The sequence below is a fragment of the Chryseobacterium sp. JM1 genome (genome assembly GCF_000737715.1).
Lineage (GTDB): Bacteria > Bacteroidota > Bacteroidia > Flavobacteriales > Weeksellaceae > Chryseobacterium.
In genome coordinates, this window is sequence record NZ_JPRN01000001.1 from 278,068 (window position 1) to 291,309 (window position 13,242).

At 33.1% G+C, this 13,242-nt stretch carries 18 protein-coding genes and 1 pseudogene; 1 reads left to right on the forward strand and 18 read right to left on the reverse strand.

Annotation, left to right across the window (positions count from 1 at the left end; translation table 11 throughout):
- Window positions 1–64: 64 nt before the first annotated feature.
- From IW22_RS01205 to IW22_RS01270, 14 genes are all read right to left on the reverse strand, one after another.
- Window positions 65–1,321: a serine hydrolase domain-containing protein gene (locus tag IW22_RS01205; RefSeq protein ID WP_034723502.1), complete on the reverse strand. Its 1,257-nt coding sequence runs from the start codon at window positions 1,319–1,321 to the stop codon at window positions 65–67.
- Window positions 1,322–1,390: 69 nt separating this feature from the next.
- Window positions 1,391–1,774 carry a 5-carboxymethyl-2-hydroxymuconate Delta-isomerase gene (locus tag IW22_RS01210; protein ID WP_034723503.1) on the reverse strand — a complete coding sequence of 128 codons (384 nt, stop codon included), beginning with the start codon at window positions 1,772–1,774 and terminating at the stop codon, window positions 1,391–1,393.
- A 129-nt stretch (window positions 1,775–1,903) separates the two neighbouring features.
- Window positions 1,904–2,674, reverse strand: a complete 771-nt coding sequence (locus IW22_RS01215; RefSeq protein WP_034723505.1) for a hypothetical protein — start codon at window positions 2,672–2,674, stop codon at window positions 1,904–1,906.
- Window positions 2,675–2,689: 15 nt separating this feature from the next.
- A complete protein-coding gene (locus IW22_RS01220; RefSeq protein WP_034723507.1) occupies window positions 2,690–3,454 on the reverse strand; it encodes a hypothetical protein in 765 nt (254 codons plus the stop codon).
- Between the two features lie 13 nt (window positions 3,455–3,467).
- The gene (locus tag IW22_RS01225) at window positions 3,468–3,917 is read right to left on the reverse strand and encodes an SMI1/KNR4 family protein (protein WP_034723509.1); all 450 of its coding nucleotides are present in this window, start codon (window positions 3,915–3,917) and stop codon (window positions 3,468–3,470) included.
- A 42-nt stretch (window positions 3,918–3,959) separates the two neighbouring features.
- Window positions 3,960–4,334 carry a VOC family protein gene (locus IW22_RS01230; protein WP_034723511.1) on the reverse strand — a complete coding sequence of 125 codons (375 nt, stop codon included), beginning with the start codon at window positions 4,332–4,334 and terminating at the stop codon, window positions 3,960–3,962.
- Window positions 4,335–4,415: 81 nt separating this feature from the next.
- Window positions 4,416–5,075, reverse strand: coding sequence for a DUF2461 domain-containing protein (locus IW22_RS01235; RefSeq protein ID WP_034723513.1), 660 nt, complete (start codon window positions 5,073–5,075; stop codon window positions 4,416–4,418).
- Between the two features lie 119 nt (window positions 5,076–5,194).
- Window positions 5,195–5,827: a tetratricopeptide repeat protein gene (locus IW22_RS01240; protein ID WP_034723514.1), complete on the reverse strand. Its 633-nt coding sequence runs from the start codon at window positions 5,825–5,827 to the stop codon at window positions 5,195–5,197.
- Window positions 5,828–5,868: 41 nt separating this feature from the next.
- Window positions 5,869–6,456 carry a hypothetical protein gene (locus tag IW22_RS01245; protein ID WP_131401666.1) on the reverse strand — a complete coding sequence of 196 codons (588 nt, stop codon included), beginning with the start codon at window positions 6,454–6,456 and terminating at the stop codon, window positions 5,869–5,871.
- 185 nt (window positions 6,457–6,641) lie between these two features.
- Complete coding sequence (locus IW22_RS01250) at window positions 6,642–7,193, reverse strand: bifunctional (p)ppGpp synthetase/guanosine-3',5'-bis(diphosphate) 3'-pyrophosphohydrolase (protein ID WP_051890891.1); 552 nt, start codon at window positions 7,191–7,193, stop codon at window positions 6,642–6,644.
- An 89-nt stretch (window positions 7,194–7,282) separates the two neighbouring features.
- A complete protein-coding gene (locus IW22_RS01255; RefSeq protein WP_131401667.1) occupies window positions 7,283–8,224 on the reverse strand; it encodes a Kelch repeat-containing protein in 942 nt (313 codons plus the stop codon).
- Window positions 8,225–8,300: 76 nt separating this feature from the next.
- Complete coding sequence (locus IW22_RS01260; RefSeq protein WP_034723518.1) at window positions 8,301–9,158, reverse strand: GLPGLI family protein; 858 nt, start codon at window positions 9,156–9,158, stop codon at window positions 8,301–8,303.
- 83 nt (window positions 9,159–9,241) lie between these two features.
- On the reverse strand, window positions 9,242–9,631 hold the full coding sequence (locus IW22_RS01265) for a hypothetical protein (RefSeq protein ID WP_228383970.1): 390 nt from the start codon (window positions 9,629–9,631) through the stop codon (window positions 9,242–9,244).
- Between the two features lie 367 nt (window positions 9,632–9,998).
- Window positions 9,999–10,187 (reverse strand): SymE family type I addiction module toxin, encoded by a 189-nt coding sequence (locus tag IW22_RS01270; protein WP_228383971.1) that lies wholly within the window; start codon window positions 10,185–10,187, stop codon window positions 9,999–10,001.
- 46 nt (window positions 10,188–10,233) lie between these two features.
- On the opposite strand from IW22_RS01270, the gene IW22_RS01275 reads away from it, so the two are divergent.
- Window positions 10,234–10,452 (forward strand): helix-turn-helix domain-containing protein, encoded by a 219-nt coding sequence (locus IW22_RS01275; RefSeq protein ID WP_034723520.1) that lies wholly within the window; start codon window positions 10,234–10,236, stop codon window positions 10,450–10,452.
- Window positions 10,453–10,555: 103 nt separating this feature from the next.
- On the opposite strand, the gene IW22_RS01280 is transcribed toward IW22_RS01275, so the two are convergent.
- The 4 genes and pseudogenes from IW22_RS01280 to IW22_RS01290 form a co-directional block, all read right to left on the reverse strand.
- Window positions 10,556–11,101 (reverse strand): hypothetical protein, encoded by a 546-nt coding sequence (locus tag IW22_RS01280; protein ID WP_034723522.1) that lies wholly within the window; start codon window positions 11,099–11,101, stop codon window positions 10,556–10,558.
- Window positions 11,102–11,104: 3 nt separating this feature from the next.
- Complete coding sequence (locus IW22_RS01285) at window positions 11,105–11,773, reverse strand: hypothetical protein (protein ID WP_034723524.1); 669 nt, start codon at window positions 11,771–11,773, stop codon at window positions 11,105–11,107.
- Window positions 11,774–11,976: 203 nt separating this feature from the next.
- A pseudogene (gene groEL / locus IW22_RS24115) lies at window positions 11,977–12,171 on the reverse strand (chaperonin GroEL); the annotation flags it as partial.
- 179 nt (window positions 12,172–12,350) lie between these two features.
- The gene (locus IW22_RS01290) at window positions 12,351–13,034 is read right to left on the reverse strand and encodes a DUF3883 domain-containing protein (protein ID WP_165571855.1); all 684 of its coding nucleotides are present in this window, start codon (window positions 13,032–13,034) and stop codon (window positions 12,351–12,353) included.
- Window positions 13,035–13,242: the final 208 nt, after the last annotated feature.

Sequence of the window (13,242 nt, forward strand, 5' to 3'; positions counted from 1 at the left end):
ATTATTTATACAAATTTATTTCTTTTTTTGTTTGAATTGAATGAAAATCATTTAAAAATAAAGATTACTTTCCGGACCTACTGATCGCGTTTAACTTGATAAAATATTCATCAAGAAGATCATAAATGGCTTTTTGATCTTTCCCCGACATTTTATTGTCCCAGTCGGTATTCACGATGAGATATCTGCCCATTTTTTTATCTTTAAAAAACCAGATCACGGAATTCATTCCCGGATCGCCGCCCGTGTGTCCGAAATTTCCGGTAGATCCGAAGCCCATGGTGATGCCCATATTGTATTCATCGCTGTACTCGCTGTTGCTTCTGTCCTGAAAGTTTTCCGCTTTCAGTTGGGGTGTAAAATATTCTTTATAGCTTTCTTTTGACAGAATATTTCCGTTTCCAAAATACCCTTTCATCAACTCAAGAAGGTATTTACTCATATCATCGGAAGTGGTCAGCATTCCTCCATCGGGATAAGTATTGAGTGAATAGTAAGGATAAGGCGTTTGTTTATCAATAAAAGTGCGGGTATATTTTGAAAAATTTACAGTCTTAAAATTCCAGCCTGAATGATTCATTTTTAATGGCTTGAAAATATATTGGGTCGTAAAAGTATCGTAAGGAATGCCTGTCGCTTTTTCCACCACCAAAGCAGCCAAAGTAGCTCCGATATTGGAATAATTAAACAGTTCGCCGGGTTTTTTATCCAAAAATACATCACTAGAATACCATTTCCCTTTTTCGCTAAGAACATGATTCAAAAATTCTTCAATGGAAATTTTAGAGGAAGGAGGATTGAATTTTGTAGGGGAAATATCGATTTTCAAATTTTTCGCCAGATCAGCGGTATCTTTTAATACAACCGTTTGGGTCATATATCCATTATTATCATTAATCGAAGACGTATGTGTGGTCAGTTGTCTGATGGTGATGGGAATATTGGGGAATCTAGGATTGATTACTTTGAACGGAAGATATGTATTGATCGGGTCATCCAGTTTCAGTTTTCCCAGTTCCTGTGCTTTAAGAATAGCAATGCCGATAAGTGTTTTGGAGACCGATGCTATATTCTGAACCGTATGCTCATCGTATTTTTGAACAGGATTGATATGTGCGATTCCGAAACCGTTCTGATATAAAACTTCCTGGTCATTAACCAGTGCTATTCCAAATCCGTTGAAGCTTGTCGTTTTACTGATTTCTGCGAGTTTATCCGTTAATTCTTTTTGAGTTTTGAGCAGTTCCTGTGACGGCTTTTTCTGCGCAGTACAGAAAGTGAACATCAAAAGAAAAAGGCATAGACTGTATAAATTTTTCATGACGGGCTTTATTAAAAAACAACTTCAGAGATACAGGTATTACATGTTCAGCTATTCTCAACCAGGTTTCTACAGTCCAAAATGACGATTCTGATCTGTATTTTCAGGATTAATGAGTGCTTTGTTGCAATACGTAGCAGATTCAAATTCACTGATATTAACAGATAGGAAAGAAATATCCGGAAATAAAACGGTTAACTGAGCGCAGATTTTCTTTGACAGTTCGGCCTTCTGTTCCGTATTGCGACCTTCCATAATATACCCAAAAACATGGAGGAAGTTATTCTTCTGCTCTCCAAGCTTAAAATATTCATAGGGCCGAAGTCTGACTTTTATATCATTGGGAGCAAATAGGCCTGTTGAATCCGCCGATTTATAAACGGAATCCATTATTTCTTCCGGCGTTCTTTGCTGAAGAAGATCCTGTGAGCATTCTATAATAAAATGAGGCATAATAATTTTGTGATCAATGGGTTATTGAATATAAAATTAACTAAAATAGGCATTCGCTTCTGAAAAAATAAACCGCTCCGGTATTCAGAACGGTTCTATAGTTGAAACCAATAAAAGTCTTTTGGTGAATTAATAATCTACAATTACAAAATCCGGATTATCAACCGTGAAAAAATACCCGTTGATATAATCTTCGGTAGGAGGCTGCTCATATTCTTTTTTTAATGCTGTGATTTCCTTTTTTGACATACCTTTGGTGTTCTCTTTGGACAACTCTGATTTTTTACTTTCTTCCCAGTCTTTAATGTAATTTTTCAGTCTGATTTTATATTCTTCAGTATTTTTATATTGATAAAATTGACGAAATTTGAATTTGATAAAATCATCTTTATTGAGATCCTTTTCCCTGACTACTGTATCATTGTTGATGGTTATTAATTTATATTGCTCATGTAAAGAGGAATATCCGAAATCGGCTGCTTTAATGAGCTTTCCGGTTGGGATAACAAGGATTCCCGAATAGTTAAGAACTATTTTTTGATCTCCAAACAGTTTTTTGTACACCGAAACAAAGTGTTCTTTTTCTGAATTGAGATCCCGGATGGTAAGATCTACTAAACTTAAAACAGCATTTTCAATTTTAAACGTTGCGATATAATCCCGGGAATTGGATGTGGAAAAATAAATCATCTGTTCGCCGTTTTTATATTGTTTGAATTCAGAAAGTTTGTTTCCATAGATCGGATGATCGTCAGGATGTTCTTCAAAATATTTTTCCAAAGGATTATTCAAAAGGTCATATTCTTTATTATTGATGATGATTTTGTCAGGTTCCTGGCCTGTAGCAAAAATCTGAACAATGGAAAAAGTGAAGAGGAGAATAAATATTTTGAGTTTCATTTTTTGAGGATTGTTTTATATCAGTTTGAAAGGAATTTTATTTTCAACGGTAAGTCTGTTTTTCAATGTCTCAGCATACTTATGAGCATATTTTTCTTTTTCACTTTTCGGAATACTAAAGTAGAAGTCCATTCTTTTTTCTTTTTCGTCATAATCTTCATTGTCATTTCCCGGTCTTTCAACCACTTCCAAATAGTGAACGTAATGCCCGAATTCGTGCGGTAAAGTTCTGTAAAGTTGAGTGTTTCTTGTGAATTCCGGTTTTAATTCAGCAATAAAATCTCTCTTTGTCTCACTGAATATATGTCCATCAGTTTTTAATCTTTCAAATTCTTTTTGATCTTCGACAGTTTGTTTCTTTAACCAAAATAATTTCTTTTCGGTATCAACTGCATCCAGAATCACGGCCGGAAAGTATTCATTTTCAAATTCATAGCTGTATATTAATCTTCCCCAGACCGGAGAAAGAATTTCTTCTTTTCTTTTGGGTTGCCTTAAAATAATAAACTTTAAATCTCCATAATCTTCCGGTGGAATTTGTTCAATTATTTTCGCAATGTCATTGATCGAACAGGAATGAAGCGAGTGCTCACGGGGTTCTTCGATCACAAATATAAATTCATGATCATTGATTAGTCTGATTTCTTTCCGGTAATTGCTGAGTTTTTCATAAAAAGATTTAAGGTCTCCATAAGGCGAAGATATAGTCAGTTTGTTATTCTGGCCATATCCTTGATTTTCAGTTCCGATGTTTCGGTTTCTTCTTGTTGGGTTATACATTATTGTTAGCAACTTATGGCTGGATGATCGGATTATCTTTAGTGTGTTTCTTTTCCCATTCATATATTCCGTCATTTCCAAAAACATTTCCCTTAGAGAACGCCTGCAGAAAATCGGTAAGTGAATTTGATGAAATCGTATGTGTAGAACTGAAAAATTCAAAGTCTCCATCTTCGTTTTTTCTTAAACCCCAGGAGTCTGAAAAGATCATATATTCAGCAAATAAAAACCAATGATCACCATAATCATTATTCGCTAATATGGTATCTACAGACAAAAAATTGAATATATCTTCCAAACACTCAAATCCATTACATAAACTATAAAACTGAATGAAATCTTCGGGAAGTTTAAATCCTATTTTATGTTCCAGTTCTACTATTTTCTTATCTGATGCGGGATTTAAGATTTTAAACCCGTGATCTGAATTCTTTATTTCAATTTGTTTTAATAATTCCTGCATGGTGAAGAATAATTAGTGTTTTATATCAGCCGGTGCCGGATTTTATTTTTTTACCTTCAACTGAAATACATTTCCTTCCGGATCCGTTCCGTCGCACAGCCAGAAATTATAATTTTCAAAGGTTTTGATTTCTCTCATTGCCGTATTTTTGGAAATCAATTCATTTCTCGCAGATTCTATATCCACATCAATTTCAAAAACGATTTTCGTATTATTATCAAACTGATAACCGGAATCTATTTCTTCTAGATACTGATCTCCTATTTTATGAAGTCCGATATTGACAGCTCCAGCATTCAAAAGAACCCAGCCGGAATCTTCTTCAATTACTTTTAAACTGAAGTTTTCAACATAGAAGTTTTTAAGCAATTCAACATTTTGAACGTATAGGATAATGGTGTCAAATCTTGCCTTCATGAATTCATTTTAGGAAAGTAAATATAGCAAAAAACCGCTCGGGAAAATAGAACGGCTTTGATATTTGTATATGGTTTTGATTTAAAATAACGGTTCTCCGTTTAAATCTGTCGTCAGGACTTCACTCATGTAATCAAAAAACGGACGCATGGCCAATAAGGTGAGAAGAACTTCCTTTTGAAAACTGTCCGATAGAACTTCCTTATCCGTAAATTTCCTCATCACGACATATTGTTTCTTTCTGATCAGATCAATGGCAGGATGATGTTTATCAAAACCTCTCGGGGCTGTTTTTACGGCATCCCCTTCAATTTCTCCGAAGTATTTTTTGAAAGTTTCATCAGAGGTGATCTTGTCAATTTCTCTGGTACTAATTTCAAATTCTTTACGGATACGGAGAAGATCTTTAGCATCCGGACCCCAGAATCCACCTCCCACAAAACTGTTTCCAGGCTCAAGTTGAATATAATATCCGCCTCTCAACATCGGTTTCGAACGGGAATAACCAACTCCAAAATTGTTTTTATATGGCGTAGGATCCTTGGAAAAACGGACATCCCTGTAAATCCTGAAAATATGAATACCTTTTAAGTTGTCATGCTCCTGAAGCTCATTGTAAATCTCTGTGAAAAACACTTTGTTGTCTTTGATCACCGAATCAAATTCCGCTTTATGCTTTGTAAACCATTCACGGTTGTTGTTCTTTTCAAGTTGCTTAAGGAATTCAAAGGTTTTTTTCATGATAGGGTAGGTGGCTAAGGTTAATATTTTATCTTTTCTAAGTTTAGACACGAGCGGGACGTTCGCGGTAGCATGAGGGACGCCCGTGTAAGTGTGTTGGAGGCTTTCGGCGTGGGACTTTATTTTATTCTTTTCAAATTCATTTCTGAATATAACCGAAACTGTATATTTTCTGTGTTTTTGTATACTTTGTCGTACAAAATTTTTGCTTCCTGGTATTTTCCTAGTTCATCATTAAGTAATCCTAACATATAAGTAGCTTCTATTTGATTGGGTTCATTTCTGAGAATTTCCTTATACACCTCTTCAGCTTCTTCAGTTTTATTATGGGCAAAATACCAATTTGCTATCTCCAAATAATTAACTAAAAGCTTTGTTTCATTAAATTTATTTTTTAAAGAATCAATAGTTATTTCTTTATAATCATTTCTAAATTTGTCCATTCCCATTTTTTTTAAATCAATCATGTGCATAAAAAAAGGATTACAATTATTTATTAGCCTGACCATAAAATCTTTCATAAAATCATCTTTATTTTCATAACCATTACTTTTATGATAGCTCTCAAAGTCTTTTTGAAGCTTTGTCATTACTTCAGAAGAACAGATTTTAAATGTTTCATCAGTGTAATTTGTTTTATTAGATAAACAAATACAAAATTCCTTATCAAGTTTTTGTAAAAAATCCTGAGCTCTAATTTTAAAAGATATTGAAATTGAGAACAATATTCCCAAAATTATTTTTTTTTTCATTTGTGAATTTTATCTAATATAAAGAGAGTTTTTCAAGTTATTTAATCCTTTTCAATCACAAAACCATGAGACCGAAGATATTCATCCATATCCACATCAAAAGGAACATCAAATCCGTTATCCATATCATACACTCCGCCTGCACCATCTGAAGACTCTAAAAATCCGATCATTTTAGACTGCGTTTGTTCTTTGGCGTTTCTCCAGCAGTTCATTAAGAAATCTTTTTCCAAACCAGACTGGTTTTCCCAGTAATGAGCGTAGTCTAATTGATTATATGCATTAAGATAGGGTGAATAATCAATATTATTTTCATCCAGTACTTTTTTGCATAATTCCTCAATATCTATATAAGAGTAGTCTTCGAATGAATGATCTCTCAAATGAAGTTCCGCCATCTGAATGGTTTTATCCGGGGAATAATATTCATAATGAGGCAACGCAAATAAAAAACTTAACGGACTTGAAGCATAATAATACAGGCTGATCACCTCAATTTTTTTATCATCTTCCCTAAATGTATATTTTGAATCTAAAACATCAATCAGAAATTGAGTGACTGTTTTTTCTCTGGGCAGCAGAAAAGTATTTTTAAAAGCTTCGTCTATTTTTGTTTCTATTTTCTTCATGTCCTGTTCACTTTTTGTAGTTGTAAAAATAAAGAAACCGCTCTGAAAAAGAGAGCGGAATGACTTATTATTTGAAATTAATGAGTTTTGCCGGCTGTTATTTACTGTCCAAGTATTTTTTCCAGAAACCACCTTTGGGGGTTTCGTTCTGTTCGCTGAAAAAGGGTACCGGGAAAATGCGCAGTCTATTTATTGGGATACATTTCAATTTTTTCTAATAATCTTTTCGCTAAATAGTCATTACCTTCTTTTAAATCCTGATAAATAATTTGTGCTTCTTCAAGATATTTTTCTTTTTTGGAGGTGTTCCAATAATAGGGTGGTGCATATAAATTGCAAATTCTATCGGCCATTTTAACCGCCCAGATTTCTTTTGGCTGTGCTTTGATCCGGTTTAAGCTGTCTGCCATTTGATGTTCCTTTTCAAGCTTTGTGTTTTTTGTCAGTGCCAAAACACCTTCCAGAACTTGTTGGCCATATTCTCTTTCCAGATCTTCCGTGCTAAAGTTGGTATCTTCCAGTGTATCGTGTAAAAAGGCGCATTTCGCAGCAAGCTCCAAGTTAAAGTCAGGCGTATTTTTAGCAGCATTCATTATTTCAAATACAACACTGCCGATGTGGTTGATGTATTCAATTTTTTCGTTTTTATTCTGGCCTCCGTAGGTTTGTCCGTTATGCAGAATGCTGACCTTTTGCCAGATATTCTGGAGATCATCAATTGTAAAAGTGTCGTTCATTTTTTAATTTATTTCGTAGTACCGTTCATTTGAATTGATATACTTCATGTAGTGTTCCCGGTCTTATATTTCTGGTTATAAATCTATATTTAATCTCTATTGGCTGCACTTGCAGAAAGTACACTTTCGCTAATATCTGCGACCTGTATGCTTTTAATCGCTGAGCTGGTGAGAGACGTTGTACTTCCACCGATGATGTATAATTTATTGTTGTATAATTCAGCAGCAGCGTGTCTTCTGGGAATCATATTAGATGATAACTGATGTAATTTATGGGTTACAGTATCAAAATAAGCAAGGAAAGATTGATTATTAAAACCACCTACAATAAAAATCTTATGACCGGATACAGCTAATGCATGTCCTGATATACCAACTGGCATTGTGTACTTATCGATCCAAAGATTAGTTTTGAGGTCGTAGACATTGATCAGACGGGACGGGGTCCCATTAAAACCACCAATGACGTAAAGTTTATCATTAACAATTTTACCTTTTGCTTCTCTGGCTGTGGGCATATTGGGTAATGGATTCCAGGTATTTGAAGCAATATCATAATACTGGAATTTATTTGAAAATACCGTGGTTGCAGCTCCATTTAATCCGCTGCCGCCAAATACATATATTCTGCCATTATGGATCGCTGAACCTGAATTTCCTGTATAGGAACGATTAACAGCCCCCTTCGTGACTGTATTGGTGGCAAGGTCTACAATTTCAAGATGGCTGTTTCCCCAACCGTTAAAAATATAAATTTTATTATCGTAAGTCTCTGAATTAGCAAATCTTTTGGGAAGTAGCATAGAGTTGAGAATACTCCAGCTGTTATTGGTCATATTATATTTTTCAACATACTTTGCATCACTTGCTTTTTCATGATACCCATTGCTCACATAGATATCATCATTCACGATGACACTGGCTGTGGCACCTCTGCCTGCAGACATATTGGTGAGATTTTTAAAATGAAGTGTTTGTGCGTGAGCTAACCATGCACTAAAAAATGAAAGGAATAATAATTTTATTTTCAATGGTGTTAAGATTTAGTATTTGGTTTTAATTCTGCTAAGAATCCGATAAATTCCGTGTCAACATAGGGTAGTTCTATTATTTGTACAATTCTCTTTCAATAAAGTTATTATTTTTCTTAAAACTTTCCTGTGCCCGCTGTTCTTTTCCTTTAATGAGATCTTGTTTTGTGAGCGGATTTCCATTGGGGCCAGAAAATAATGTATCTGACATTTCTGAAGAATTGTGCATGATTTTTATATTTTTTGCAGGGTCTTTTTTATATTCATTCCAGAGCTGATTAAACTTTTCATTGGTCACAAAAATTTCTTTCATGCTTGAACTGATCATTAAAGGTTCATAATTGAGTTTTTTACTTCCAACCAGATTGAAAACATGATCTCCTTTATCATCTCCGACACTTAAAATCAAACCGGGAAGGCCACAGAATTTGTAAGGTCCGTCCTGTATTTGAATATCATTCGTGAACCAGGCCATCCAGTTTCTTCCGCCAAAAATGGTCGTTGCTTTCTGAACCTTAAAACCCTCAATCGTTTTTGTTTCGGGAGAGATCGTCCAGTTTATTTTGTTCTGTTCTTTTAAAGCGATATTATTGGCACTGATAGACGTATGATAAACCGTTTCCAGATTGGGATAATCTTTAGAAATCCGGAAATTAACTTTTGATTGTTTAACATTTTTCATACTAAAAACAAAAGACTGTGAAGCTTTTCCTCTTTCATATTGTGCTTTAAGAATAGAATCTCTGCTGATTAACAAAGCACTGTAGAAGTTGGAACCCTCTTTAGTAATATCAAGATTCATGATTTCTTTTTCAACGTTTTCTTTATTTAAAGAATCCATTTTAAAAGAATATTCATAGGTAAATCTTTGATTTTGAGCAAATACTAAAGAAGTGGTGAAAATGAAAATTAAAAGGATGGTGAGTTTTCTCATTGTTGATTGAGGGGTTTAAATAGAATTTTGTTTTTAATTGACCATGAGCGAGACGTTTGCGTCGGTAATAGAAAGTATGCCTTCTACTTACTAACGTTTCCTGAAACAATAGCGTTTTCCATTGAGCCTACAATTTCAGAAACGGGAATTGTAAATACTCCTGCATCTCCTTTATCAAATTCTCTTTTCCAATAAGAATATCCGTCTGTTTCAAGTGAATCGGGCATTTTGCGGGTATGATTTTGTAGCTTGGTGACACTTTTATTTAAAGCTTCTTCCGATATAGGAATATGACTCAGGTTTTCTGAAAAGCCTGTAGGACTGCCAGGGTTTTTCATCTTCAGACCACTAACGGAAATATGAATTACTTTTCCAGTTGCAGGATATTCCTCAATCTTTAAAATTTTAAGGATAGACTTTCCTTCCGTAGGACGGGTTTTGTATTTCCATTCCTGACCTACACTGTATTTCATATCGTTTTTTGTACAACTAAAGAAAAATAGGAGTACTGTTGCTATTAAAGTATATAATTTAATCATGAATCAATAGGTTCTTTTGTTTTTTTACAAAGATGGATATATTATGATATAAGAGCAAAATTACGAAACTCCGGTTCAAATCTATTTTTCACTATCGTAGTTTGTATTTGGTTTAAAACAGGGATGTTTATCATCAAATACTTTCTTCTCGGATTACAAACAACCTTGTTTTTGTTAAAATCCTTTCTCAGGAAGTCCTACGGAACTTGCAGGAAACAAAATACGACTATGTTTAGTTTCATACAATAGGGTTTGCAATTCAAGATGATCATAAGTTAAAGTTGATGGTACAATTCTTATTTCACGATTGATCAAGAGTGATGGTCAGCTTGTTTTTCTTTTGTTCTATGTTCACCATTTGTCCTTCTTTGAATCCCAATTTATCAAGCCATTTTCCCTTGAGACGGATTTCAGGAACGGTTGTTATTTTGTAAGTGCCTGTCTGATATCTTGTATGGATTTTAAGTCTTCTTGAATTAATCATTGTCATATAATTACATGACAATTTTGTCAACAAATTAGCTGACATTTGATTTATGACCAGAGAGAAGTTAAAGATAGAATTGGGTAGGCAAATTATAATGCTTCGTCAACAGAAGGGCTGGAGCCAGTCTGATCTTGCCCGTGCGTGCAACAAAGACCGTCAGGCTATTGAAAAACTGGAAAACGGAAAAGTGAATCCCACGCTTTATACTTTGCTTGAAATAGCGAATGCTTTGGAGGTTTCTTTGCCGGAGCTGGTGGATTTGGGTTGATGTGTGAATTTTCTTGACTTTGGATCGATTAATTTTACTCACAAGGTTTAGAGATTTTGTAGAGCAGGGACTTAGTACTAATAAACAGAAAGATTTCTTTGATTTAATTGGTAGCGAACAAGATGCTCGAGCCAGCATTAGTGGTGTTTTCCATATTTTGTTTGTATTCTGCTATTTTTGTTATACTCTTAGATTTTTCTATCGAAATATTCTTATCATAACTTAAAATACAAAAAGAAATTATCCAACAAGTCAATATTAATAGCTGATATAGAACCTTTTCCGAATATTTTAGCCCACTCCAAAATTCATGTAATATTGTAAAAATAAATAAGGAAAAAACTAAACTAATTTTAAAATAACTATTATAGCTTTCATTAAAGTTAATTAAAACGAGAAGTAATAAAGGTTGAATACTCCATAATGTAATAAGTTTGAAATAATTTTCTCTAGGTAGTTCTTCGTTTAGTTTTATTTCGATATCACCTAAAATATTTTCCTCATTATTCATTCCATTATAAAAACTTCTACGATTATTTCGTTCGATTTCTCGTTTTATAAAAATTATTGTTACTGTTAAAATTATTGAAAATCCTGCACTTAAAACCTGATAAATAATTGTCTCGTTAAAAATTTTAGATATATTCATAATTTAAAATCTATTATTTACCCAAGTTTGAATTCTATAATCTCTATCTTTTAATATTTGCTTCCAAAGTCTTTGTGTTTTTTGACCATTTTTATCAAAATCAGAAATAAAATATTCAAGAGATACACCTGGAGTTAAAAGAGGAATAAAGTAGTTTTTTAAAATTTTATCTTCTAAAGTTATTTCAATTCTATTCAATAAATTCAATTCTAAAAGTTTATCTAAATAGATAAAATTATTAGGTATAATTACCGATTCGTTTAATAAGTAAATTGAATGTTGGGATTGTGGTTTAAAATTCCAATCAATTATGAATTCATTAAAAAATCCTTTCTTTATGTCTAAGTCATTAGGATTCATTAAACTTAATTCTAGCCAAGTATAAATAAGAAGTAAACTTTTGAATGCTTGTTGTTCATAAAAATTTGCTTTTGCCCATTTGAAAAATTTCTTTTCATAAAATTTTATAGTAAGTGAGTTTGTGTCAGTTCCTCTTATTTTTTCAAATAACGAAACTAATTCAAATCTATTTTCAAACACTATATTTTCTACATTTGACTCTAGTGAAATTTTTTCAAATACATTTTTTGCAATTTGTATTTTAATGTGTCCATTATTATATTCTTTTGAACTAAAAGATTCTATATTATAATTTATTTCTATTTTATTCATGTGTAATTTAAAATCTAAATTTTACGTACTGTTCCCATAAATATATAAAATTTTGTTAGTGGTATAATGAATTGTCTTATTAAATTTTTAAGCGATTAGAGTAAATCTAGACAAAAGTTTGTAATTTTTTCTAGATTACTTTCTTTAACAAAATTCTAACAATTTCAGAACGGTTTAAATCTATTTGCTTCGTTCACTAACCGTTACATCATTCCCGGCATTCCACCTCCCATTGTCATAGCAGGTTCAGCGCTCTTCACTTCAGTGATCACACATTCAGTGGTAAGAAGCATTCCGGAAACAGAAGCTGCATTTTCAAGAGCAACTCTTGTTACTTTAGCTGGGGCAATGATTCCTGCTTCAAGCATTTGAATATATCAGTTCGTTTTAGAATTGTATGTTGTCTTTCAAAATGTTTTTCCTTCAAATTGATTTATTCTATTGGCTCAAGCCAGGAGACATTGCACTGCGAGGTGTAATCGAAACTTTTAATTAAAATACAATTTTCTACCGAAGCACAAAACGTGAATCTTGCATTTTAGCCCGCCTAGCTCAAAACCCATATTAGAGGTAGTGCTTATTGTTTCCACATTTTAGCTCCAATTCTTTCCTCTATTTGCAATGTTTCATTTAGTTCATTTGTCCAAATATTTGTGTCGAAATTGAAACTAAAAACTTCAAGTCTTGGATTAGTCAAAGCATTAGTAACGATACACAACTTATAATGTGTCTTTTTTTCTTTTGAGTTTTTATATTCGTTAGGTGTTAATTCTATTGATGAAATATTTCCTGATAAACCTTTTACTTCTAATAATAGTGTCTCATTAATATTGGTTGCCTCTAAGTCCCAACCTACGTTATCTTTTTCTTTGGATATAACTATGTAGTCTAATCCTTCAAAGTATTTGATGGTAGTTTCAATTGCAGAAATTTCTACTTGTTGCTTTTTGAAAATGTCAACTTGACGCTGTAAAGGTTTTGTATTCTTGTTGTTTCTTTCAATAGAGTAGTTTCTAAATTTTACAAACGCATTAAAATGACTTGAATAATCTTTTTTAAAATTTTCTGGTTTATCAATTAGATTGCGAATATGATTTAGATTTGTATTAACATCATAAATTCCTTCTCCTGGCAGATTGAATTGTTTGTTAAGAGCATTTAGCCCTGTGACATATTGTGTTCCTGTTGTCAAAGGGTTTTTGGTCTTATGAGAAATGTAGATTGTCTCCAACCAAACTTTAAATTTTTCTGCTGTTGTCATAAAATTTCGTGTTTTTAGCATTACCGCTAACATTCAAATTTACGTATTACATCCATATACAATATACAACGACGAATAAAATTTAAGGTAAAAAGTCAATTAGGCTTTCTGTATAAAAAAACCGCCCCACAAAAGCAGAGCGGTTTATATATTTAAAGCATCGTTGATGACTACATCATTCCCGGCATTCCACCTCCCATTGGCATAG